We start from the raw sequence: 22,835 nt of genomic DNA on the forward strand, positions 1-22,835 counted from the left end.
AAAACGCTAAGAACGTCTGTATGCTTTATGATCAATTGATGTCAAAAGTAAAATTTCTTAATAAAAAAAGGTAAATCGTATGGCATTTTACTGTTTTAATCAGTAAAAAGAAAATGGATGAAGAAAAAATTAAAAATGAGTCCGGCGCAATACCGAACTCATTTTTATAACCCTCGCGAAATAACAGACGTGACTTTAAAGATAATGGCTATTGATCGCGCACAGTTCAACCTTTAGAGTTTTGGGTGTTCAAGAGAATCCCCTCAGAACTCATAACATACTCTTTATCAACATACTGAGAACTTAAGTGACTATGAGTAGCCATAACGATAGTCGTTTCGTTCTCGCATAGCCTTTTAAAAAGGTTGAACACTAACATCGTCGTATCGTCATCCAATGATCCAGTAGGCTCATCTGCTATTAACAATTTAGGCTTTTTAATTAATGCTCTAATGACCCCTACCCGTTGTCTTTCTCCTCCAGATAACTTGTCGATTTTCTTATTAAGTAAATGGTTAATTTTTAAATCCGCACTCAGCTCATCAATACACGCCGTGGTTTGCTTTTTATCATATTTACCTAATAATAACGGTGCTACTATATTTTCTCGAACTGTGAGGTTGCGTATCATTGGATTGTATTGTGAAATGTATCCGATTTGACTGCCTCTTATATTCGAAAGTTCGTTAAGATTTTGCTCATGCATTATTATACTATCCATAACATACTGACCACTATCTGCTTTTTCAAGTCCAGCTAATATATTTAGAAGCGTGCTTTTACCGACACCGCTTGGCCCTTTTATAGAGATGAATTGATTGTCGGCAACTTCTAAATTAATGTTGGTCAATATCGTTTTTTCTTTATACGCTTTTACTATGTTAACTAATGATATAAAGTTTATAATTTTAATCACCCTTTAACTTTTCAATGACATTCGTTGTTGCTAATAAGTTATTCACTAACATGTAAACAACGACATTGAATAACAACCAAACCAAGAACCCGGCAATTATTAAAATGGATATAATCGAAATGTCTTGCATGAATAGAACGGTGCACAACAATGCTAATCCTATACTCATGCCATTGAGGATTGAAAATTCAAGTTGTATATTTTTTTTGATTTTATGATTTGCAACCCCACTCATAATGAACACTAAATACGTATCAAATTGTCTTTTTATAAAGCTTTTAACGAACAAATAGAAGGCACACAAAATAAAAATAAATACAACACCCGATATTGTAAAAATATGTGTTTGATTGGCATCAATCATTTTATATAAGAGATCAACTGATAGCGAATTCGCACCAATAATTTGATAATCAGTGAAATTCGTCGCTTTTTCTATCTCTCCAATTTCCTTTCTTACTTCAAGCGCGTTTAAGTTGGTCATTAAATGGCCACCCATTTTACTTAAAAGAAGTGCCCTAAAGAATACTTCATCTACATCCGTTTTTTGTAACAACTTAGTGGGCTGTTCAGAAAGCGACATGGAAGGTAATAGAATATAACGATTGAGTACTTGTTGCGGTTCAAGGTTAGTGAAAATAGATGAATTTTCCTTAGCAAAGCCTACTACTCGCCCAATAAATTTTTCAAAATAATAATGAATCTCTAATTGGTCATTTAACTTATAGTATGGACGATAGTCAGAGCCAAGAATAACTGGTATTTCCTTTCTTCCTGCTACGTAGACATAAGCGGAATCATCAAATGGCTGTCCTTCCATCAGTTCAACGATATTATAATCAAATACAGATTTAGTCACTTGTATCGATTTAGTAGTTTGATATAACTCACCTTCGTACTCATATATATCATTATTAGAGCCCCATTCATAATAGGCGGAGAACTTCTTATCAGGAGGATATTCTTTTAAACCTATTTGTTGCGATACGGCATTATAAAAGACAACTTTACTATTTTTAAATACCCCATTATTAAAATCATTGAGTATATCGTAGTTTTTTACATCTTTGAAAAATTCAATTTCCCTTTCACCTATTAAATCATCCGAAATCTGATAGATGTTGTAGTTATGAAATTTACTTGCTGAACGTATTTCTATTTTGGAAATATTTATATTTACTAACAGAACAAATAAAACGAGAGAAAATATAAATGAAAGTAGCACAGTTAACAACGTAAACAATTTTTTATTTTTCAATAAAAGTCTAGTTGTATTCAAAACGATCTTACTCCTTTTTTAATCAAGGACTTTGTTACAAGTAGACAGGCGAAAAAATATCCTATAAATGTTATGAACATATAGAAAACCGATACGTAGTACCAATCATTCCCCCAAATCGCATAGAAATGGTTAACGGCTATTAATACTAAAGATTCCAATAACATTATCACGAATAGCGCAATGAATTCTGATTTAAAAACTTTAACAAATATGATTTGCAATTTCCCGCCTGCTAAATACAATATTTGAACAATTGATTTTTTCCTTTGAATTGAATAATGGACTGTAACAGCTTGAGTGATGATTACAAACAGTAAAGAAATGATTAAGAACCCTTTCAAAAAAATATTTGACTTCAATATGGAAGTACCTCTATCCTCGGTTTCAAGAAGCTTATAACTCGTATTAGGAAACATTTTTTGCATCAATTTATGTGGATTTCCACTTTCTACATTGAGAATAAACTTTGTCCCATTTTGTAAGTTGATTTGTTGAGACTCTGATATATACCAAGCCTCCCTATTCAAATAAGAGCCTGATGTGTCAAATTGGCCAATAATGAGGCTTTTCAAATTTTTTGAAAGTGAACCTTCTGGAAAAACGGTACCTGTAATTATATAGTCTGTTGATAGTGGTTGTTTTTTATAGTTTATAGGTGGCAACTTTACCGATTTGTTAATATAGATATATTTTAATTGTGGATTATCTAGTTTATATTGCATTAACAAATAGGGCTCTTCTAAGTCGATGTCTAGAGAAGACTCTTCTGTATTGATAATGAATTCAACAGCGTTTTTGTCGATATAGCCATTGTTAATCATATTGGTATAGCTAACAGAGTCCATTATATAAAGCAGGGCAGCGGCACTAGCAAACAATAGTACAGTTAGTAACACAAATTTGCTGGATACTATATATTTTTTCATCATGTTTATTCCTTCATTGCAAGAAAGAGATAATCAATTGATTATCTCTTCATGTATGTTATTTTTCATAGTAAGTTTTCGCAACCCAGTCTAAGTCCCCAGGGTGCCAACCGCTAATTGCTTGTGTTGTACCAAAACCCCATACACGGCCGCTATCTGCTTCTGCACGACCAGAAATAGCGGATTCGTAACGAGCTCTAGAATAATGGTATACACCTGGCCATGTCGTGTCTGCAATGACCCGCTCATAAACAGCTGAACCTCTTCTAGTGTAATCTTTTGTTGCCCTATGTATCGGGTTACTAGCAGCAAATGAAGAAATATCACTATCTTGTCGTACAGTAAAATAGCCCGTATCTTCACTCCACCCACCATAAATCGTTGGGTCATCTAGTGTTACTGCATTTGCTGAAGATAAAATTGTGCCGCTTAAACTTAATGTAAGTGCACCTACCAACATCCATTTTGTAGTTTTCAATTAAAACACCCCTTGATTTACAAAATAAATTTGATAATTTTCAACATTATAATAAATCGATATTTATTTATTTGTCAATTTTCATAATTAAAAAAATGTGATAGTTTTATACTAAGATTTTTGTTCAAGCATTTATGTACATCCGCTACCGCTTCTCGAATTGTAACCTCTATTTTCAAACAAAAAAAAACACAACAAGGTATAAACCTTGTTGTGTTTAGCAATCTTATTTATCTTCAGATACGAATGGAAGTAATCCCATAATACGAGAAACTTTGATAGCTGAAGTTAATTTACGTTGGTACTTAGCGCTAGTGCCAGTTACGCGACGTGGTAAGATTTTACCGCGCTCAGAGATGAATTTTTTAAGTAAATCCACATCTTTATAGTCGATATGTGTAATGTTATTAGATGTAAAATAGCAAACTTTACGGCGTTTGCGGCCTCCGCGACGTGGTGCCATAGTGATGTCTCCTCCTTATAAGTTTATAGTTTTTGTAGATTGAAGATTAGAATGGAAGATCGTCTTCAGATACTTCAATTGGTCCCTTGCTGTTAGCAAATGGATCTTCATCTACTCGTGTATAGTTCGGCTGATTCATTGGTGGTTGATTTTGCTGATAAGAATTACCGCCGCCAAATGAACCTTGCTGAGGCATCGCGCCACCATACTGTTGCTGTGGTTGACCACCGCCATATGACGGTTGGCTATTTGCGTAAGATTGTCCACCGTATTGGTTTGATGCAGGAGCACCTCCACCACTACGAGGCTCTAAAAACTGTACGCTATCTGCCACAACATCAGTTGTATATACACGCTTACCATCTTGTCCTTCAAAGCTACCTGTTTGGATACGACCTTCTACTCCAATCAAACTTCCTTTTTTCATGAAGTTCGCTAAGTTTTCAGCCTGTTTACGCCAAGCAACGCAGCTAATGAAATCTGCTTCTTTTTCACCTTGTTGGTTTGAGAATGTACGATTTACAGCTACTGTAAAACGAGTAGACGCAATACCATTCGGTGTGTAGCGCAGCTCAGGGTCTTTTGTTAGTCTTCCAACTAATACGACACGATTTATCATCAGAATGCAACCTCCTTTTCAGCATTTTGTTTAAAATTATTTTGCTTCTTCACGTACTGCAATGTGACGAATGATATCTTCGCTGATGTTAGCAAGACGTGTGTATTCGTTGATTGCTTCTGAAGGAGCGTTTACTTTTACGATTTGGTAGTAACCTTCGCGGAAGTCTTGAATCTCGTAAGCTAAGCGGCGTTTGCCCCACTCTTTTGCTTCGATGACTTCAGCACCGTTAGAAGTTAAGATTTCGTTGAAACGTTCAACTAAAGCTTTCTTCGCTTCGTCTTCAATGTTTGGACGTACAATGTACATTAATTCGTATTTTCTCATCTGTTTACACCTCCTTATGGACTCAGGCTCTCCTGTTTACAGGGAGCAAGGAGTAAGCAATAAATATTACTCACATCAATGAATTGTAACACATTGGCATCTGTCTTTCAAGTCGCAATCAAATAATTCATTCGATATAATAAAGACCATAATTAATTTTATAAAGGAGAACTATTTCTATGCTACCAGATCAAGAACCTAATGTAATTGAATTAGATATTAAAAAGCTAATGATGGATAGTGTCGTTATTACTAGTGGTCTCTCTATATTATTTATTGCCATACAATATATTTGTCTAAAAGATTTTCAATTTTCGTTATGGAGCATGCTAAGCGGATTTGTCCTTTTTGTCATACTTTATATTGTGCTTATCGTCCTGCATGAAGCTTTTCATTTGATAGGCTTTATGATTTTCGGGGGTGTGCCCTACAAATCGTTAAAGTACGGTGTTAATTTAGAGCTTGGTATTGCCTATGCAACGACTGACCAGCTACTCCCTAATCACGCAATGAAAAAAGCGTTGCTATTACCATTTTGGACAACTGGAATTGTACCAACGATTGCTGGCTTTTATTTTAACAGTACTGTTTTATTACTTGCTGGTGCCTTTTTAATAGCGGGAGCAGTAGGAGATTTCGCCATGTATAAGGCATTACGCAAATATCCAAAAAACGCCCTTGTGCAAGACGATCCTCAGTTACCAAAGCTCTATGTTTATTCTCCACAGAAAAAGAAACTATCTCAAAAGTAATTACATCTTTTCTATGGTGTTAAAAATCCGTGTTGTGCAGCTGTACATAAATTTCTCCAAATTCGATTAATAGTGGCTGTTTCAATAATAGCGTCCATTCCAAGACTACGAATGATATTATTTGCAATATCCACACAGACAGCTGCACTTTCCTTGCTCATTTGCGTAAATTGTTGTAATTCTTGCTCTGTCAATTCAACCCCAAGTTTATGTTTTTGCCAATAGTCTGTTAGCATAGCGTAAAATTGTTCTTCAACTTGTAAAAAGCGCTTTTTTTGCTGCATAAATAAAAATTGCAATGCGCCTATACGGTCACTATAAGAGGATTTCTTATTTTTTTGTTCCATTAGGGAAAAAGCTTCATCTAAAAAATTCTCTGTAATTCCGAGACAAACACTTAAAAAAGAAGCTTCTGCAAAAGTAGCGAACGGAAAACTATGGACTACATTATTAAATCTATTTTTACTAATGCCTAATTGGAATGTTTTATCGAACGGTATCCATACATCTTGAAGACGAATTGTATGGCTTGCTGTAGCCTTTAAACCCATCGCTTGCCAGTCATTTAGGATTTCCACTTGCTCACGACTTACCGCACAACTAATGATTTTATCTGTCATAATACCATCTTCTTTAATAAAGCAATTCATTGTAAAGGTTGTTGCATAGTCAGCACCACTACAAAACTTCCATTGCCCTGTTACAGTATAGCCGCCATCCTTTTTTACGGCCGTGCCATTAGGATAGCCACTTCCCGCTATGACAGCATCACTTGGTGAAAAAATCTTTTCTCCTATTTCTTGATTTAACGTAGGAATAAATAAATTACCACCTGTTCCAATTGTCACAAGCCATCCGAAGTTTCCATCAATAGCAGACATACGCTGAAACACTTTTATTCCTTCTAGTAAATCTAAATCTTTGCCACCTAAATCCTTTGCTATAAACAATTTAAACAATTGTTGCTCATAAATAACCTCTAAAATATCTTGTGGCAACTTTCCTAACTGTTCGATTTCTAATGCACGTTCTTTTATTTCTATTATGTTCATAATATCCCCCTGTGGAAATTGAAAATTCTGATATTATATAACCAAAAATAGGCTTTTCCAAACGTCCAAATACTACGCTAGGAGAAGCCTATTTTGTTTGTATAACTTTTCGTAAAAACCGCATAGAATCCCACAGAAAAGACAAATGTACATTGTACGGCAGAAAGCACTCGATAACGATGTAATTAACATCACACCTATGGGTAGCACAGCAGTTTGTATTTTATTTAGACGTTAAAGCGGAATAACATGATATCGCCGTCTTGTACAATATATTCTTTACCTTCAAGACGTACTTTACCCGCTTCTTTAGCAGCAGCTTGTGAGCCAGCCTCTACTAAATCATTGTAAGCAACTGTTTCTGCACGAATGAATCCGCGCTCAAAGTCAGTATGAATGATACCAGCACATTGTGGTGCTTTCATGCCTTTACGGAATGTCCATGCACGTACTTCTTGTACGCCAGCAGTGAAGTAAGTAGCAAGACCTAATAAATCATAAGAAGTACGGATTAGTTGATCTAAGCCTGATTCTTTAATGCCTAATTCCTCTAGGAACATCGCTTTTTCTTCATCGTCAAGCTCTGAAATTTCTTCTTCGATTTTTGCACAAATTGTAATTACTTGAGCACCTTCAGCCGCTGCATATTCACGTACCTTTTGAACATATTCATTATTATCTGCATCTGCAACTTCGTCTTCTGAAACATTTGCAACGTATAGCATTGGTTTAATAGTTAATAGGTGAAGACCTTTAATGACTTTGAACTCGTCTTCTGAAAGCTCTGCTGCACGAGCAGGTCTGCCATTTTCTAATTCAGCTTTGATTTTAAGAAGAATTGGTTCTTCAACCATCGCTTCTTTATCTTTTTGCTTCGCCATTTTGCTCACGCGTTGTAAACGTTTATCAACTGATTCTAAATCAGCTAGTGCAAGCTCTAAATTAATGACTTCAATATCATCAATTGGATCTACTGCGCCAGATACGTGTGTAATATTTTCGTCTACAAAGCAACGTACTACTTGGCAAATTGCATCAACTTCACGGATATGTGCAAGGAATTTATTTCCTAGCCCTTCTCCTTTAGAAGCGCCTTTTACGATACCAGCAATATCAGTAAATTCAAATGCTGTTGGAACTGTCTTTTTTGGTACTACTAATTCTGTAAGTTTATCTAAACGTGCATCTGGTACTTCCACGATACCTACGTTTGGATCGATTGTTGCGAATGGATAGTTTGCAGCCAACGCGCCTGCTTTTGTAATTGCGTTAAATAGTGTTGATTTTCCAACGTTAGGTAAACCAACGATTCCAGCTGTTAATGCCATAAATGGACACAACCTTTCTATGATCAGTTCAATTTGTTGTTTTTATCCTATATTATTAGGTGCTAAAATTCTTACTTCAAACAGCATATCTGCGTAAGCCGTCTAAGCAGTACTGTTCAGTCCAACATTCGTTCATTACTTCTTCTTAGCCGATGTGACGCTCTTAGTCCATATGCCGTCCATAAATCGGTAAGATTGAAGTAAACCACACACAATCAATTACGTCCCCGCGTAATTGCATCCAGATTTCTTTGCGAACCTGTCCGAAAATCTTTTTGAAAATCTGTGACATTCGCAGGGGTATTGAATTTGATTCAACTGAGGTTAGAATGCTCAATGAATTTAAGTGCATAGTTGATATTCATCCCTTTGAGGACTTTTGAAGCAAGTTAGAGATTTCTGTATAACCCTATCTATTATATTGATTCGCCCATAAAAAGTCTAATACGCAAAAAGCTAGGCTTCACTTGCATGCTTAAGGACCTTTTTCATTTTTTTCTCAAATTCTCGACGTGGAATCATCACACTGTGCTGACACCCTTCACATTTAATGCGCACATCCGCACCCATCCGAATAATTTTCCACTCATTCGTGCCACAAGGATGCTGTTTTTTCATTTCGACAATATCATTTAGTTCAAACTTTTTCGCTTCCATATTATTCACTACTCCCATCTTCTTTTCCATTTCCACCATATAACATCATATTAGGATACGCCATAGGAATATTATGTTCCTCAAACAGTTTTGTTACATCACGACGAATTGTTCGTGCCACACCATATTGTTGCTGTGGTAATGTCTCTGCAGCAATACGAATGGTTACTTCGGTACCTTTTACATTTTGCACACCTAAAAAGATAGGTGCTGCTACAAGCTCATTATGAATTTTCGGAAGCGAATCTAAATACCGTTTAATAAGCGCTTCCGCTTTTTCAAAGTCTGCATCTGTAGTCATTTGTAAATCTATAAAAATTTTCGAGTTATTGATAGAGTAATTAATCACTTCTCCAATTGAACCATTTGGAATAATAAATTGCTCACCAGTAGAACCTTTAATTTTTGTTGTACGTAATCCAATTTCTACAACAGTTCCTTCTGCTGCGTTTATTTTAATATAATCCCCTACACCAAATTGGTCTTCAAAAATAATAAAGAATCCTGTAATGACATCCTTCACTAAACTTTGTGCACCAAAACCGATAGCTAAACCGACAATTCCAGCCCCTGCAAGTAAACCAGCGACTTTAATGTTTAGCGAAGATAGGATAGCTATAATAGCTGAAAAATAGACAACATAGGAAATAACACTTTGTAGTAATCTTGCAATTGTTCGTTGCCGACGCTCTGAGTGATTTAATGGTGAGCGCATACGTATTAAGAATACTTTTTTAATGAATTTTTTACCAAATCTCACTGTTAACCACGATGCAATAAGGATTATCGTAATCTCAAATGTTGCATCAATTATCTGATCCCAAAATGTCTCGGACGTCACTATATCCCATTTTTTCCTTATCCATCTAGCGTTAAAATCCATTATTACCACCTCTTGAATAACTTGTTAAAAATTTGCGTATACTGCATAAAAATTGAGCACTTCCAACAAATAAAAATGAAAGTGAGTTTTTTTATGAATACTATACCTAATTTAGTACTACCCTATTCTCTTCATCATGAAAGTAAAAATGCCGTTTGGCAATTGAGTACATTATTTTTAGAGTATATCCCTTTCCATCATGAACGTCTTGTTTTTTGCTGTATCGGAAGTGATCGTTGTACTGGCGATACACTCGGTCCATTAACAGGTAGCTTTTTGAAAAAGTCTGTTAGTTTTCCTTATGAAGTTGTAGGAACTTTGGAAGATCCATTACATGCCCTCAACTTAGATACTTCAATACAACAGCTACACCATCATACTACGAAACCATTTATCATTGCGATTGATGCATGTCTAGGTAGTGAACAAAATGTTGGTCATATTGCCGTGCAGGATGGACCAATATTGCCTGGGAAAGCTGTAAAAAAAGAATTGCCCCCAATCGGTGACATTTCCGTTAAAGGAATCGTCAATATTGGAGGCTTTATGGAAATGCTTGTTTTACAAAATACTAGGTTGCATATATCTTACGCAATGGCTGAAAAGCTTTCAAGAGCTTTACTGCTTGCTGCACATCGTTACTCACTGAAAAGGATAGATGATGGCAACCATAATACCGACAACGACGATACCCGGCAACAAGTTGGCAGCCTTGATCTTTGTTAAGCCAGCTATATTTAAACCTATTGCTAAAATCATAACACCCCCTACAGAAGTCATTTCTGTAATGAACATCTGTAGTGCATCATCTGGGATATAAACACTAATAACACCTGCAAAAATTGCAATAATAGCTTGATAAACAAATACTGGAACGGCTGATAATAGTACGCCAATACCTAAAGTAGACGCTAAAATAATAGATGTAAATCCATCAATAATGCCTTTTGTTATTAGGACGTTATGGTCATGACGAAGACCACTATCGAGTGCACCTATTATCGCCATTGATCCAACAACAAATATTAATGAAGCAGTTACAAAGCCTTCTGCGATATTAATTTGATTGTCGCTATTACGCCTTTTACTAAAAAGTGATTCAATCCACTGACCAAGTCGATTCATTTGCTTATCTAAATCTAACCATTCTCCTATCACAGTTCCTACTACTAAACTTACCACTAAAATAATAAAATTATTACTCTCAAAGCCCATTTTTATTCCTAATAGTGCGACAGATAAGCCAATAATCGATAATACAGAAGTTTTCATCGACTCAGGAATATTTTTGAAAATGCGCCCTACCAATGCCCCTACTACTATTAGTAGTGCATTAATTAATGCTCCTAAAATTACCACTAAAAGGCCTTCTTTCTCTCTAAAAAATAGAGAGCGCCTAGTATGTCGGCGCTCTAATTTACATTAATGGTCCCTTAATCATTTTCTTGAATGTTTAATATTTCCAAAATGCGTTCTAAGTCATCTTCTGAGTAAAATTCGATTTCAATTTTACCTTTATTATTTGCTTTTTTAATTTGGACATTTGTACCAAAATAATCTCTCAACTGAGATTCCTTCGCTACAACAAAAATATCCTTCTTCTTCGGCTGCGATGTTTCACGTGAAACTTCTTCATTTAAATTTTGCACTAAAATTTCAACTTGGCGCACGTTTAAACCTTGTTTTATAATCTTGAGTGCAATTTCTGGAATTCTTCTTTTATTTTTCAATCCTAGTAATGCACGGCCTTGCCCCATTGATAATGTACCGTCATTCATTAAGGCACGAACATCTTCTGGCAAAGCTAACAATCGAACGTGATTGGCAATGTGTGGTCTACTCTTACCTAATCGCTTGGATAGCTCCTCTTGTGTTAAGTGTAAGTTTTCCATTAGACTTTGATATGCTTCTGCCTCTTCAATAACCGTTAAATCTTCACGCTGAAGGTTTTCTAATATTGCAAGTTCCATCATTTGAGAATCTGTTAGCTCTTTAACAATCGCTGGTATTATGTCTAGCCCAGCTATTTGTGCTGCTCTAAAACGACGTTCGCCCGCTACAATTTCGTATTTTCGTGCCTTTTTTCGTACAGCAATCGGCTGTAAAATACCATGCTCTTGAATTGAATCTGCTAATTCTTGCAATGCTTCTTCATCAAATATTTTACGAGGCTGAAATGGATTTGCGACTATTAGCTGTAGTTGTATTTCTTCTACTTGTCCGCTTTGTTCTAACGATTCTCCTGGAAATAGAGCACCAATACCTTTTCCTAAACCTTTAGCCATTTTTAATCACTTCCCTCGCCATCTCTAAATAAACTTCAGCTCCTCTTGATTTTGCATCATAAATGATAATAGGCTGTCCATGACTCGGAGCCTCACTTAATCGCACATTACGAGGAATGATCGTTTTATATACTTTATCTTGAAAATATTTTTTTACTTCATCAATTACTTGCAAACCTAAATTGGTTCTTGCATCAAGCATTGTCAATAATACACCATCAATATAAAGCTGTTGATTCAAATGCTTCTGCACTAAACGTACAGTGGACAATAATTGGCTTAAACCCTCTAATGCATAATATTCGCATTGTACAGGAATAATCAATGCGTCCGACGCAGTTAATGCATTAATCGTTAAAAGCCCTAGTGACGGTGGACAATCAATAATAATATAGTCGTAGTCTTCTTTCACATCTTGAAGTGCGTGCTTTAAACGTACTTCCCGCGAAATAGTTGAAACTAATTCAATCTCTGCCCCCGCTAGTGAAATGGTTGCAGGAACGATTGATAGATTTTCTACATTTGTTTGTTGAACGACATTTTCAACATTTTCATCATCGATTAGGACATCATAAATACAACTTTGTATTTCACCTTTATTAATGCCAAGTCCACTTGTTGTATTGCCCTGTGGATCTGTATCGATTAATAGCACTTTTTTCCCCAAGTATGCCAGACAAGCGCTCAAATTGACCGATGTCGTTGTTTTTCCTACGCCACCCTTTTGATTGGCGATTGCTATAATTCTACCCATTTAAAAGCACCTGCTTTCATCTATCAAAGTTTGCTTTGACAAATCCATTTGTAAAATCATTGTTCAATACCGCTATCTTAATTATCATTCTATCAAAAAAAACGAATAGAGTTGTATAAAATATTAAGAATATATACAAAAAAGGAGGCATCTTAGAAATAATTCTAAGATCCTCCTCTGTACAGAAGATATAATACAGTACAAATTACTTTTTTAGTATAATTAAATATTCATTAAGATTTCTTCTTTTTAGGTATTTTCACTGTAATTTGATAATATTCTTCCGTATCTTCTTCCTCTGTTTTAACCGTTATTCCACTTTTCGTCACCATTGATAGCGATTGCTTAATCGTATTCAAGGCGATACGAACATCTTTACTTATCGCTTTCCTTTTCGGCTTCACCTTTTTAGGAATATCTTCTTCTTGATCCACCACTTCAGGATGCAGCAATGTATAAATGTGCTCTTCTAGTTGACGCACATTCCAATCATTTTCAATGGCTCCTTGCAAAATTTCTAATTGCAAAGGTTGGTCTTTAATTGCGATTAGTGCACGTGCATGTCTTTCAGAAATTTGACGCTTTAAAATAGCTTGCTGTACTTCTTCAGGAAGCTTTAATAGACGTAATTTATTGGCTACCGTGGATTGTCCTTTTCCTAAACGTTGAGCCAGTGCTTCTTGTGTTAGTTCATGAAGCTCTAATAATTTTTGGTAGGCAACCGCTTCTTCAATTGCCGTTAACTCTTCACGCTGAAGGTTTTCGATTAATGCAATTGATGCTGTTTCCTTATCCGTTAAATTTCGTACAATCGCAGGAACTTCCGTCCATTGTAGCTTTTTCATTGCCCGGTAACGACGCTCACCAGCAATGATTTCATATTGATTGTTTGCTGTGCTACGTACAACAATTGGTTGAATTACACCATGAGTATGAATGGTTCTTGATAATTCTTCAATTTTTTCGTCATCAAAAATAGTACGTGGCTGAAAACGGTTTGGTACAATTTGATCGATTGGAAGCTTAATAACCTCTTCTGTTGCACGAACCGCCTCTGCTTGTTCTACTTCATTTTCCACAATAGGCTCTGCTTTATTTCCGCCTCCAAAAAAACGTGAAAAAGGACTTTTCATCCAAGTGGCACCACCTTTAAGTAACTATCTTGCTCTGTCTCATTCTATTATTATTTATTATATTTCCTAAAATGTATATAGTTCATAGATGTCATTTGCGTGAACCATCCATAACTAGTATGTATGCTCAAACTAGAGAAAATATTTTTCCAGTTTGAGAAGTTTCACATGAAACACTAATTATTGAATAGGTGTTTTATTTGGTACACCAGGTTTACGCGGGTATTTTTTTGGTGTTCCTTTTATTTTATCAAAAACATATAAAGTACGTTCACTTTCTTCAACAGGTAAAGAGAAAGAATATTCTTCTTTTAGTGAAACACCTAAAGTGCTCAATGCTTTTTTTGCATCTTTTAATTCTTCAGGACCTGCAGAAGCCTTTAATGCAACAAAATAACCACCCTGTTTTGCTAATGGCACACATAATTCTGATAGTACAGACAAGCGAGCTACTGCACGGGCTGTCACAACATCAAATTGCTCACGATATTTTACGTTTTGACCGAATTCCTCTGCGCGTGCATGAACAAAATTCATATGGTCTAACTGTAATTCATCACTTAAATGATTTAAAAATGTAATTCGTTTATTTAAAGAATCTACAATTGTTACTTGTAAATGTGGGAAGCAGATTTTAATAGGAATACTTGGGAAACCAGCTCCTGCTCCTACATCACAAACTGTTGTTACCTTTGTAAAATCAAAATAAAACGAGGCACTAATTGAATCATAGAAATGTTTTAAATAGACCCCTTCAAAATCTGTGATAGCAGTTAGGTTCATCTTTTCATTCCACTCGACAAGCAGTTCGAAATACTTTTTGAACTGTGCAACTTGCTTTTCAGAAAGCTCGATGCCCTTGTCCTTCAATGCCTCAATAAATTGTTGTTCGTTCATGTAAGGTCTCCTTTTAAAAATTGGCTCAGTATAGTCTATTGCTGATTGTCATGCCTAGTAGGAAGCAATCAACCTTGAGGCATAATATAGCCTAAAAATAGGAAGCGGGCACAATGGTATGCCCGCCTCTTATTCACTTTGCTGTTCCTCTATTATTCGCCACTTACACGCGCGATTTTTCCTTGTTCGATGTAAACAAGTAAAATCGAAATGTCTGCAGGGTTTACACCAGAAATTCGAGACGCCTGTGCAATAGAAAGTGGCGTTACTTGTTTTAATTTTTGTCGTGCTTCTGTTGCAAGACCTGAAATGGCGTCATAATCAATGTTTTCTGGAATTTTTTTATTTTCCATTCTATGAAGCTTTTCAACTTGTTGCAATGCCTTTTCAATATAACCTTCATATTTTAGCTGAATTTCGATTTGCTCTTTTATTTCATCCGAAAATTCAATATCAGCTGGTATTAATGAAGAGACTAAATCATAGTGCATTTCCGTACGTTTTAATAAATCTGCTCCACGAATTCCATCTTTCAGTTCACTACCACCTACAGAGCGAATGGCAGATTGCGTTGCTTCATTCGGTTTAATAATGACTTCACGAAGGCGTGCAATTTCATTTTCAATTAATGATTTTTTCTCCATGAACTTTTCGTAACGTTGCGCTGATAACATACCCATTTTATAACCGTGTTCTACTAAGCGTAAATCTGCATTATCGTGACGCAGTAGTAAACGATATTCAGCACGAGATGTTAGGAGACGATAAGGCTCATTCGTACCTTTCGTTACTAAATCATCGATTAAGACACCAATATAAGCTTCTGAACGGCTTAAAATCAGCTCTTCTTTACCAAGGACATTGGCAGCAGCATTCATCCCTGCCATTAAGCCTTGAGCAGCTGCTTCTTCATAGCCAGATGTTCCATTAATTTGGCCTGCTGTATATAAACCTTTAATGCGTTTTGTTTCTAAAGTTGGCCATAATTGCGTTGGAACAATGGCATCGTATTCAATAGCATAGCCTGCACGCATCATTTCAGCTTGTTCTAAACCTGGAATTGATTTTAGCAAACGCTGTTGTACATGCTCAGGTAAGCTTGTCGATAAACCTTGTACATAGACTTCTCGTGTATTGCGTCCTTCTGGCTCTAAAAAGATTTGGTGGCGCGGCTTATCATTAAATCGCACTACTTTATCTTCGATTGAAGGACAATAGCGCGGGCCAGTTCCTTTAATCATACCTGAGTACATTGGTGAAAGATGTAAATTATCCTCAATAATTTCATGTGTTTGAGGGCTTGTATATGTTAACCAACAAGGAAGTTGATCCATAATGAATTCAGTTGTTTCAAAACTAAATGCACGTGGGACATCATCACCTGGTTGTTTTTCTGTTTTTGAATAATCAATTGTACGGCTATTTACACGAGGCGGAGTACCTGTTTTAAAGCGTACAAGGTCAAAACCTAATTCTTTTAAATTATCCGCTAAGCGAATTGAAGGCTGTTGGTTGTTTGGACCACTTGAATATTTCATGTCACCAATAATAATTTCACCACGTAGGAATGTACCTGTTGTGACGATTACTGCGTTGGCACGATAAATAGCACCAATTTGTGTAATAACACCTTTTACTTCGCCTTCTTCTATAATAAGCTCTTCCACCATAGCTTGGTGAATAGTTAGGTTTTCGTTTTCTTCTAACACGCGTTTCATTTCGTTTTGATATAAAACTTTGTCCGCTTGGGCACGTAAAGCACGTACAGCTGGACCTTTCCCTGTATTCAACATACGCATTTGAATATGCGTTTTATCAATAACTTTCCCCATGACTCCACCTAGTGCGTCAATTTCACGTACGACAATCCCTTTTGCAGGGCCACCAATGGATGGGTTACATGGCATAAATGCAATCATATCTAAGTTAATTGTTAACATGAGCGTGTTAGCGCCCATTTTAGCAGCAGCATAAGCGGCTTCTGCGCCTGCATGACCTGCTCCAATAACAATCACATCAAACGTGCCTGCCTCATATTGTGTTGGCATGCTCGTATCTTCCCTTCTCTAGTAGAATTATTTTCCTAAACAGAACTGTGAAAACAGCTGATTTATTAGGCTTTCTTGCACTGTATCCCCAATAATTTCACCAAGTATTTCCCAAGTTCTTGTTACATCTATTTGCACCATATCAACCGGTACTCCAGCCTGTGCTCCAGCTAATGCGTCCTCTACGGTCGCTTGCGCTTGGTGGAGTAATGCAATATGACGTGCATTTGATACATATGTTAAATCGCCCGCTTCAATTTGACCCTCGAAGAATAATGCTGCAATTGCTTCCTCTAATTCTGTTATTCCTTCTTCTTGTAAAAGAGACGTTGTCACAATACGATGACCACCTGCTAATTCTTTTACACGGTCTAAATCAATTTTTTGCGGTAAATCTGTTTTATTGACAATGACGATATAATCCATCGCCTCAATTGTTTCGAAAAGACGCTCATCCTCAATCGTTAATTCATCCGCATAGTTTAATACAAATAAAATTAAATCTGCGCTTTGTAACGCCTCACGAGAACGTTCAACACCAATTCGCTCTACAATATCTTCTGTTTCACGAATGCCGGCCGTATCGACTAAACGAAGAGGTACGCCACGTACATTTACGTACTCTTCTATAATATCACGAGTTGTACCTGCTATATCTGTCACAATCGCTTTATTTTCTTGCACTAAACTATTTAAAAGTGAAGATTTCCCTACGTTCGGTCGTCCTAAAATAACAGTCGATAAGCCTTCACGTAAAATTTTTCCCTGAGAAGAAGTTTGTAAAAGTTTAATAATTTCATTACGCACCCATGTACATTTTTCAAGCAATACGGGCACTGTCATTTCTTCTACATCATCATACTCTGGATAATCTATATTAACCTCTACTTGCGCTAATGTCTCTAGCAATGCTTGGCGTAAATCACCAATGAGTCGAGATAATTTCCCATCCATTTGACCAAGTGCTACATTCATCGCACGATCTGTCTTCGCTCGAATTAAATCCATCACCGCTTCAGCCTGCGATAAATCAATACGTCCATTTAAAAATGCACGCTTTGTAAATTCACCAGGCTCTGCAAGTCTTGCACCATTCGTTAATACTAATTTTAATACTCGATTAACTGACACAAGTCCTCCGTGACAATTGATCTCTATTACATCCTCACGCGTGAACGTTTTCGGTCCTCGCATTAACGATAGCATGACTTCTTCTACTACCTCATTTGTTTTAGGATCCACTAAATGCCCATAATGAATTGTATGTGAAGCCTGCTGCGTTAAACTTTTCCCACCAGGCGATTTAAATATTTTATCTGCAATGGCTACCGCTTCATCTCCACTTAAGCGAACTATAGCAATAGCACCTTCACCCATAGGTGTGGATATCGCAGCAATTGTATCGAACTCCATTTCATTACCTCCTCAACGTTATCCACATGTGGATAATTAACCGATCAACACTTTCTAACATCTTAGACTAACATATTTTCGATAAAATCTAAAGTAAGGATAATTTCCAATTGTGGATAAGCTTAAATTTTTAATCCTTCATCTATTTCGCTTTGAAACATGCAATATCCGACATATTACGACATTATTTGGCTTATAAGACAGTAAAAAACGGCCACTTTATCTATGATAAAATGACCGTTTTTTTTATAGCATATGTCTGTATGCCTTTTCGTAAAGAGAGCCTAAGCGTTCTTTACTGGTTCAATAACTAAATAGCGATTCGGTTCTGTTCCTTCTGAATATGTTTCAATATCAAGGCGATTCGCTAATTGATTATGAATAATTTTTCTTTCGTATGATTGCATCGGCTCAAATGCCACACGTTGATTTAAACGAAGTGCCTTATCAGCCATACGATCCGCCAGTTGCTCTAAGGCTACTTGGCGACGTTCTCGGTAATTTTCAACGTCTAATTTAACCATTAGGAACTGTTTAGCCGTTTTATTTAATACAAGTTGTGTTAATTGCTGCAGGGAATTTAACGTTTGACCGCGTTTCCCGATAAGCAGCGCTGCCTTCTCACTATTCAATTGAAACATCACATATTTACCTTCGCGCTTTGTTTCAATTTCAAGATCTTGAATGTCCAATTGCTTAGCTATACTTACTAGGTAAGCTTTTGCTTCTTCAATTGGATTTATAGAGTGATCTTCTTCCTCTTTTTTAACTACTTGTTGAATAGCTTCAATATCCATTGGTTGTTCTGAAACTTGTGAACTTATTTTTTCAACGTCATCCACTACCATTTGTTCGTTCAATTGCTCAGTAGCCGTATTGCCTTGCTCAGCTACTATTTCTGTTTCCGTAGTTGGACGAACTTGTACTTCCTTTACAGTCACACGCACTTCTGCAGAACGTGCTCCAAAACCTAAAAATCCTTTTTTACCTTCTTGTAAAACTTCAACATCTACTTGTTCACGGGTTTTGCCAAGTTTCTGTAACGCCAATGAGATCGCTTCTTGTGTTGTTGCGCCTATTTGCGTAAGTTGTTTCACTTTTTAGCCCCTCCATTTTGAGCAGGTTGTGTTTTATTTTTTTGCCAAGGTTTATAAATATACAGGTTTTGAAGAATCGAGATAATATTCCCGATTACCCAATATAGTGATAATGCAGCTGGTAACGCCATACCAAAACCGATAATCATGAATGGCATAATATACATCATTATTTTCATTTGAGGGTTATCCATTGCTGGACCCGTACGTAACACGAAAAATTGCATGATACCAGCAGTTATTGCCAAAGCAGGCGCAGATTCTGCTAATGGGAAGATAAAGAAATTTCCTAAATCAAAAGCGGGTGTAGCATTCATTCGACTAATCGCATGATAGAAACCAATTAAAATTGGCATTTGAATGACTACCGGTAAACATCCAGCAACTGGGTTTACACCGGACTCACTCATCAGCTTCATCATTTCTTGCTGATACTGTTTCTGTGTTTGTGCATCCTTAGAAGCATACTTCTTCTGCAATTCCTTCAATTTTGGCTGAATTTCTTGCATTTTTTTAGAGCTCTTCGTTTGTTTAATCATCAATGGAAGAATTGCTAAACGAATAATAATTGTTACCGCAATAATCCCCCATGCATACGTACCAAGTAAATCAGCAAAATATTTAATTGCTGATACTAGCGGCCAAACAATGAATTCATTCCAGAAGCCTTGGCTTTCTTTGGATATTGGTTCATTAAATTCTGTACATCCAGATAGTAGTAATGCTACTGATACTAGCGACAAAATCACCCAAAGTTGTTTCTTCAACCGTCTTCCCCCTACAATTACTATTCACTTTTCTTAAATCTATATGCGTTGTCTTTATTCAATTTAATCATTTTGACTGAATAAAGTTATCAGTTATTTTATCATGCAAATTAGCTTTCACTCTACTAAATATGCCAATTATTATAGGCTCATGCAGTAAAGTGTTTACTAAATTTACAAAAGTTATCGTGGAATCTTTTATAAGTGTACTTTATCGCCACTTTGGTTGCCGTATGTATTACGATTTCTTCAATACTCTAGCAATTCGTAGTACATGCTGCAAACTTTGTTTCACTTCATGAAAATCCATAGTGGCCGCCGGATGTCTGGCGATAATAACATAGTCCATATTCGGCTTTAGTTCATCTTTTAATTCATGAATACTTTGTCGAATATAACGTTTAATTTGGTTGCGTGTTACCGCATTACCAAGTTTTTTACTAACTGATAAACCTACACGAAATTCTGTTTGTCCCTCTTTTGGGAAAAAATAAACGACAAACTGTCGATTCGCGAAAGATTTACCCTTTTTAAACACCTTTTGAAAATCCTCATTCTTTTTCACTCGTTGGCGTTTTTTCATTACTTTCACCTGCTACTAAATTATACTTTTGATCCTTATCGGCTTCAAAAAATAAAGAAAAAAAAGACCACTGATGTGGCTCAGTGGACTTATTTTATGCTGATAAAACTTTTCTTCCTTTACGACGACGAGCAGCAAGAACTTTGCGACCGTTTTTCGTGCTCATACGTGCGCGGAAACCGTGAACTTTGCTGTGCTTACGTTTCTTTGGTTGGTAAGTACGTTTCATTGTATATAGACACCTCCTGAATGAAAGTTGAATTTTTCAACATACAGACCTGCATATTATATAAAGTAAACAGCTATTTTGTCAATGAATTTTAAAAAATTCTTTTAATCCGTCTAATCTATGTTTTTAATTTCCCTCTTTTAAATTATCCACAGAATACTTGTTTTTTTTACACAGACCTGTGTATAGTATTTTTTGCCTTATTTTTTATCCACAACGGTTATCTACAGCTTTTTCACATAAGCAGTGCTTGTGGACAACTCAATAGTGAGTAATTCAAGGTTGTGTGGATAAGTTTCATAAACTATTGAAATGGCTTTGTTTTTCTGATACGATTACTGTGCTTCACTTTGTTGAAAACTAAAACGAACTATTCTTTTATCCACAACTGTTGATATGCTGTGGATAATTTTTATCACAGCCTTTGGTTAAGTATTATCCACAGCTTGTGATTTTGTGGATTAGTCGTAAAATGAACGTATTTACTTATCACATAAATGCACTATATTTTTTTATTGCTGTATATGTATTGAACTGTAAAGGAGAATAGCAGCTTGGAACATTTAGAAGAATTATGGAATAATGTCCTGGCTCAAGTTGAACAAAAAATTTCTAAACCAAGCTTTGAAACGTGGCTAAAGTCTACAAAATTACTTTCTTACAATGGAAGTGGTTCGACAGTGACAATTGCCGCGCCAAATTCGTTTGCTCGAGACTGGCTTGAAAATCATTATATTCATTTGATTACAGGTATATTAACGGAGCTAACAGGCGAAGACTTGCTTATTAAATTTGTTGTTCAAAAAAACCAGGATTCGGACGATTTTGACTTACCAGCGCCGATTATCCAAGCTAAAAATAACGACCATCATGATATTTCACCAGGAATGTTAAACCCGAAATATACATTTGATACGTTCGTTATTGGCTCTGGAAACCGCTTTGCTCATGCTGCATCATTAGCTGTCGCTGAAGCCCCTGCAAAGGCTTATAACCCTTTCTTTATATATGGGGGAGTAGGGCTTGGCAAAACACATTTAATGCACGCTATTGGCCATTATGTGTTAGAACATAATCCAAATGCAAAAGTCGTGTACTTATCATCAGAAAAATTTACGAATGAATTTATTAACTCTATTCGTGATAATAAAGCACTCGATTTTCGCAATAAATATCGTAATGTAGATGTTCTGCTAATTGATGATATTCAATTCCTTGCTGGAAAAGAATCTACTCAAGAAGAATTTTTCCATACTTTTAACACATTACACGAAGAATCAAAACAAATTGTCATTTCTAGTGACCGTCCACCAAAGGAAATCCCTACTTTAGAGGATCGCTTACGTTCTCGATTTGAATGGGGGCTTATTACTGATATAGCACCACCAGATTTAGAAACACGTATTGCGATTTTACGAAAAAAAGCTAAAGCGGACGGTTTGGATGTACCAAACGAGGTAATGCTCTATATCGCGAACCAGATTGACTCCAATATCCGGGAGCTTGAAGGTGCGCTTATTCGTGTCGTAGCTTACTCATCGCTAGTTAACAAAGATATTAATGCTACATTAGCCGCTGAAGCGTTAAAAGATATTATTCCTAATACGAAGCCAAGAACTGTAACTATTTTAGACATTCAAAATGCCGTAGGAGAGCACTTTAATATTCGTTTAGAAGACTTTACAGCTAAAAAACGAACAAAACTAATCGCCTTTCCTCGACAAATTGCGATGTTTTTATCGCGCGAATTAACAGATTTCTCATTGCCGAAAATTGGCGAAGAATTTGGTGGTCGTGATCATACTACAGTTATTCATGCTCATGAAAAAATATCTTCGTTGTTGAAAAATGACACCCAGTTGCAACAAGATATTAAACAAATTCGTAGCATGCTAGGGAAATAATCTTGTGGACAACTCAAATATTTAAACACAAACTTATACACA

General features: G+C 36.2%; 25 protein-coding genes. 3 read left to right on the plus strand and 22 right to left on the minus strand.

Going from position 1 to position 22,835, the window contains the following annotated elements; all coding sequences use genetic code 11:
* Window positions 1–226: 226 nt before the first annotated feature.
* The 7 genes from ACIQXW_RS20400 to rpsF form a co-directional block, all read right to left on the minus strand.
* Window positions 227–916 (minus strand): ABC transporter ATP-binding protein, encoded by a 690-nt coding sequence (locus tag ACIQXW_RS20400; RefSeq protein ID WP_402765081.1) that lies wholly within the window; start codon window positions 914–916, stop codon window positions 227–229.
* On the minus strand, window positions 909–2,195 hold the full coding sequence (locus ACIQXW_RS20405; RefSeq protein ID WP_402765083.1) for a hypothetical protein: 1,287 nt from the start codon (window positions 2,193–2,195) through the stop codon (window positions 909–911). Before ACIQXW_RS20405 ends, ACIQXW_RS20400 begins: the two co-directional genes overlap by 8 nt.
* Entirely contained in the window at window positions 2,192–3,127 is a 936-nt protein-coding gene (locus ACIQXW_RS20410) for a hypothetical protein (RefSeq protein WP_402765086.1), read from the minus strand. The genes ACIQXW_RS20405 and ACIQXW_RS20410 overlap by 4 nt, the downstream gene beginning before the upstream one ends.
* A 55-nt stretch (window positions 3,128–3,182) precedes the next feature.
* Window positions 3,183–3,602, minus strand: a complete 420-nt coding sequence (locus ACIQXW_RS20415; protein ID WP_402765089.1) for a hypothetical protein — start codon at window positions 3,600–3,602, stop codon at window positions 3,183–3,185.
* 226 nt (window positions 3,603–3,828) lie between these two features.
* Window positions 3,829–4,065 (minus strand): 30S ribosomal protein S18, encoded by a 237-nt coding sequence (rpsR, locus tag ACIQXW_RS20420; protein ID WP_024364646.1) that lies wholly within the window; start codon window positions 4,063–4,065, stop codon window positions 3,829–3,831.
* A gap of 46 nt (window positions 4,066–4,111) precedes the next feature.
* Window positions 4,112–4,684, minus strand: coding sequence for a single-stranded DNA-binding protein (gene ssb / locus ACIQXW_RS20425; RefSeq protein ID WP_173479143.1), 573 nt, complete (start codon window positions 4,682–4,684; stop codon window positions 4,112–4,114).
* A 36-nt stretch (window positions 4,685–4,720) separates the two neighbouring features.
* Window positions 4,721–5,011 carry a 30S ribosomal protein S6 gene (gene rpsF / locus ACIQXW_RS20430; protein ID WP_024364644.1) on the minus strand — a complete coding sequence of 97 codons (291 nt, stop codon included), beginning with the start codon at window positions 5,009–5,011 and terminating at the stop codon, window positions 4,721–4,723.
* A 179-nt stretch (window positions 5,012–5,190) separates the two neighbouring features.
* Between rpsF and ACIQXW_RS20435 the strand changes: the two genes are divergently transcribed.
* The gene (locus ACIQXW_RS20435) at window positions 5,191–5,763 is read left to right on the plus strand and encodes a DUF3267 domain-containing protein (RefSeq protein WP_402765093.1); all 573 of its coding nucleotides are present in this window, start codon (window positions 5,191–5,193) and stop codon (window positions 5,761–5,763) included.
* Window positions 5,764–5,774: 11 nt separating this feature from the next.
* Here ACIQXW_RS20435 and ACIQXW_RS20440 read toward each other — a convergent pair whose 3' ends face one another.
* From ACIQXW_RS20440 to ACIQXW_RS20455, 4 genes are all read right to left on the minus strand, one after another.
* Window positions 5,775–6,815 (minus strand): acyl-CoA dehydrogenase family protein, encoded by a 1,041-nt coding sequence (locus ACIQXW_RS20440; protein WP_401020888.1) that lies wholly within the window; start codon window positions 6,813–6,815, stop codon window positions 5,775–5,777.
* 227 nt (window positions 6,816–7,042) lie between these two features.
* On the minus strand, window positions 7,043–8,143 hold the full coding sequence (gene ychF, locus ACIQXW_RS20445; RefSeq protein WP_340821536.1) for a redox-regulated ATPase YchF: 1,101 nt from the start codon (window positions 8,141–8,143) through the stop codon (window positions 7,043–7,045).
* Between the two features lie 456 nt (window positions 8,144–8,599).
* Window positions 8,600–8,800, minus strand: coding sequence for a DUF951 domain-containing protein (locus ACIQXW_RS20450; RefSeq protein WP_340821535.1), 201 nt, complete (start codon window positions 8,798–8,800; stop codon window positions 8,600–8,602).
* A gap of 1 nt (window position 8,801) precedes the next feature.
* A complete protein-coding gene (locus tag ACIQXW_RS20455) occupies window positions 8,802–9,683 on the minus strand; it encodes a mechanosensitive ion channel family protein (protein WP_402765098.1) in 882 nt (293 codons plus the stop codon).
* A 93-nt stretch (window positions 9,684–9,776) separates the two neighbouring features.
* Here ACIQXW_RS20455 and yyaC point away from each other — a divergent pair, with 93 nt between their 5' ends.
* Window positions 9,777–10,409 carry a spore protease YyaC gene (gene yyaC / locus ACIQXW_RS20460; protein ID WP_340821533.1) on the plus strand — a complete coding sequence of 211 codons (633 nt, stop codon included), beginning with the start codon at window positions 9,777–9,779 and terminating at the stop codon, window positions 10,407–10,409.
* On the opposite strand, the gene ACIQXW_RS20465 is transcribed toward yyaC, so the two are convergent.
* The 11 genes from ACIQXW_RS20465 to rpmH all read right to left on the minus strand — a co-directional run bounded on the left by ACIQXW_RS20465 (window position 10,326) and on the right by rpmH (window position 20,889).
* On the minus strand, window positions 10,326–11,042 hold the full coding sequence (locus tag ACIQXW_RS20465; protein ID WP_340821531.1) for a DUF554 domain-containing protein: 717 nt from the start codon (window positions 11,040–11,042) through the stop codon (window positions 10,326–10,328). The genes yyaC and ACIQXW_RS20465 overlap by 84 nt on opposite strands.
* A gap of 74 nt (window positions 11,043–11,116) precedes the next feature.
* Window positions 11,117–11,968, minus strand: coding sequence for a ParB/RepB/Spo0J family partition protein (locus tag ACIQXW_RS20470; protein WP_402765102.1), 852 nt, complete (start codon window positions 11,966–11,968; stop codon window positions 11,117–11,119).
* Entirely contained in the window at window positions 11,961–12,722 is a 762-nt protein-coding gene (locus ACIQXW_RS20475) for a ParA family protein (RefSeq protein ID WP_173479136.1), read from the minus strand. The genes ACIQXW_RS20470 and ACIQXW_RS20475 overlap by 8 nt, the downstream gene beginning before the upstream one ends.
* A 233-nt stretch (window positions 12,723–12,955) precedes the next feature.
* Window positions 12,956–13,855: a nucleoid occlusion protein gene (gene noc / locus ACIQXW_RS20480; protein ID WP_340821526.1), complete on the minus strand. Its 900-nt coding sequence runs from the start codon at window positions 13,853–13,855 to the stop codon at window positions 12,956–12,958.
* Between the two features lie 180 nt (window positions 13,856–14,035).
* The gene (gene rsmG, locus ACIQXW_RS20485) at window positions 14,036–14,752 is read right to left on the minus strand and encodes a 16S rRNA (guanine(527)-N(7))-methyltransferase RsmG (RefSeq protein WP_340821525.1); all 717 of its coding nucleotides are present in this window, start codon (window positions 14,750–14,752) and stop codon (window positions 14,036–14,038) included.
* A gap of 152 nt (window positions 14,753–14,904) precedes the next feature.
* Window positions 14,905–16,800 (minus strand): tRNA uridine-5-carboxymethylaminomethyl(34) synthesis enzyme MnmG, encoded by a 1,896-nt coding sequence (gene mnmG / locus ACIQXW_RS20490; protein WP_402765107.1) that lies wholly within the window; start codon window positions 16,798–16,800, stop codon window positions 14,905–14,907.
* Window positions 16,801–16,827: 27 nt separating this feature from the next.
* On the minus strand, window positions 16,828–18,213 hold the full coding sequence (gene mnmE / locus ACIQXW_RS20495; protein WP_401020874.1) for a tRNA uridine-5-carboxymethylaminomethyl(34) synthesis GTPase MnmE: 1,386 nt from the start codon (window positions 18,211–18,213) through the stop codon (window positions 16,828–16,830).
* Window positions 18,214–18,497: 284 nt separating this feature from the next.
* On the minus strand, window positions 18,498–19,310 hold the full coding sequence (gene jag / locus ACIQXW_RS20500) for an RNA-binding cell elongation regulator Jag/EloR (RefSeq protein ID WP_340821519.1): 813 nt from the start codon (window positions 19,308–19,310) through the stop codon (window positions 18,498–18,500).
* Complete coding sequence (gene yidC, locus ACIQXW_RS20505; protein ID WP_340821518.1) at window positions 19,307–20,077, minus strand: membrane protein insertase YidC; 771 nt, start codon at window positions 20,075–20,077, stop codon at window positions 19,307–19,309. Before yidC ends, jag begins: the two co-directional genes overlap by 4 nt.
* Before the next feature lie 238 nt (window positions 20,078–20,315).
* The gene (rnpA, locus tag ACIQXW_RS20510) at window positions 20,316–20,660 is read right to left on the minus strand and encodes a ribonuclease P protein component (protein ID WP_340821516.1); all 345 of its coding nucleotides are present in this window, start codon (window positions 20,658–20,660) and stop codon (window positions 20,316–20,318) included.
* A gap of 94 nt (window positions 20,661–20,754) precedes the next feature.
* Window positions 20,755–20,889, minus strand: a complete 135-nt coding sequence (gene rpmH, locus ACIQXW_RS20515; RefSeq protein ID WP_004233310.1) for a 50S ribosomal protein L34 — start codon at window positions 20,887–20,889, stop codon at window positions 20,755–20,757.
* Between the two features lie 554 nt (window positions 20,890–21,443).
* Between rpmH and dnaA the strand changes: the two genes are divergently transcribed.
* Complete coding sequence (gene dnaA, locus ACIQXW_RS20520; protein ID WP_340821514.1) at window positions 21,444–22,793, plus strand: chromosomal replication initiator protein DnaA; 1,350 nt, start codon at window positions 21,444–21,446, stop codon at window positions 22,791–22,793.
* Window positions 22,794–22,835 lie beyond the last annotated feature (42 nt).

Source organism: Lysinibacillus sp. NPDC097162 (genome assembly GCF_044762185.1).
Classification (GTDB): Bacteria; Bacillota; Bacilli; order Bacillales_A; family Planococcaceae; genus Lysinibacillus.

Excerpts from the sequence above, each read along its gene's own strand:
- ACIQXW_RS20455 (WP_402765098.1), bottom strand. The coding sequence starts at position 9,683 with ATGGATTTTAACGCTAGATGGATAAGGAAAAAATGGGATATAGTGACG.
- rpmH (WP_004233310.1), bottom strand. The coding sequence starts at position 20,889 with ATGAAACGTACTTACCAACCAAAGAAACGTAAGCACAGCAAAGTTCAC.
- ACIQXW_RS20470 (WP_402765102.1), bottom strand. The coding sequence starts at position 11,968 with ATGGCTAAAGGTTTAGGAAAAGGTATTGGTGCTCTATTTCCAGGAGAA.
- ACIQXW_RS20450 (WP_340821535.1), bottom strand. The coding sequence starts at position 8,800 with ATGGAAGCGAAAAAGTTTGAACTAAATGATATTGTCGAAATGAAAAAA.
- rpsR (WP_024364646.1), bottom strand. The coding sequence starts at position 4,065 with ATGGCACCACGTCGCGGAGGCCGCAAACGCCGTAAAGTTTGCTATTTT.
- rpsF (WP_024364644.1), bottom strand. The coding sequence starts at position 5,011 with ATGAGAAAATACGAATTAATGTACATTGTACGTCCAAACATTGAAGAC.
- rnpA (WP_340821516.1), bottom strand. The coding sequence starts at position 20,660 with ATGAAAAAACGCCAACGAGTGAAAAAGAATGAGGATTTTCAAAAGGTG.
- mnmE (WP_401020874.1), bottom strand. The coding sequence starts at position 18,213 with ATGGAGTTCGATACAATTGCTGCGATATCCACACCTATGGGTGAAGGT.
- ACIQXW_RS20475 (WP_173479136.1), bottom strand. The coding sequence starts at position 12,722 with ATGGGTAGAATTATAGCAATCGCCAATCAAAAGGGTGGCGTAGGAAAA.
- rsmG (WP_340821525.1), bottom strand. The coding sequence starts at position 14,752 with ATGAACGAACAACAATTTATTGAGGCATTGAAGGACAAGGGCATCGAG.
- yyaC (WP_340821533.1), top strand. The coding sequence starts at position 9,777 with ATGAATACTATACCTAATTTAGTACTACCCTATTCTCTTCATCATGAA.
- ACIQXW_RS20435 (WP_402765093.1), top strand. The coding sequence starts at position 5,191 with ATGCTACCAGATCAAGAACCTAATGTAATTGAATTAGATATTAAAAAG.
- ACIQXW_RS20440 (WP_401020888.1), bottom strand. The coding sequence starts at position 6,815 with ATGAACATAATAGAAATAAAAGAACGTGCATTAGAAATCGAACAGTTA.
- mnmG (WP_402765107.1), bottom strand. The coding sequence starts at position 16,800 with ATGCCAACACAATATGAGGCAGGCACGTTTGATGTGATTGTTATTGGA.
- ACIQXW_RS20410 (WP_402765086.1), bottom strand. The coding sequence starts at position 3,127 with ATGATGAAAAAATATATAGTATCCAGCAAATTTGTGTTACTAACTGTA.
- ychF (WP_340821536.1), bottom strand. The coding sequence starts at position 8,143 with ATGGCATTAACAGCTGGAATCGTTGGTTTACCTAACGTTGGAAAATCA.
- ssb (WP_173479143.1), bottom strand. The coding sequence starts at position 4,684 with ATGATAAATCGTGTCGTATTAGTTGGAAGACTAACAAAAGACCCTGAG.
- noc (WP_340821526.1), bottom strand. The coding sequence starts at position 13,855 with ATGAAAAGTCCTTTTTCACGTTTTTTTGGAGGCGGAAATAAAGCAGAG.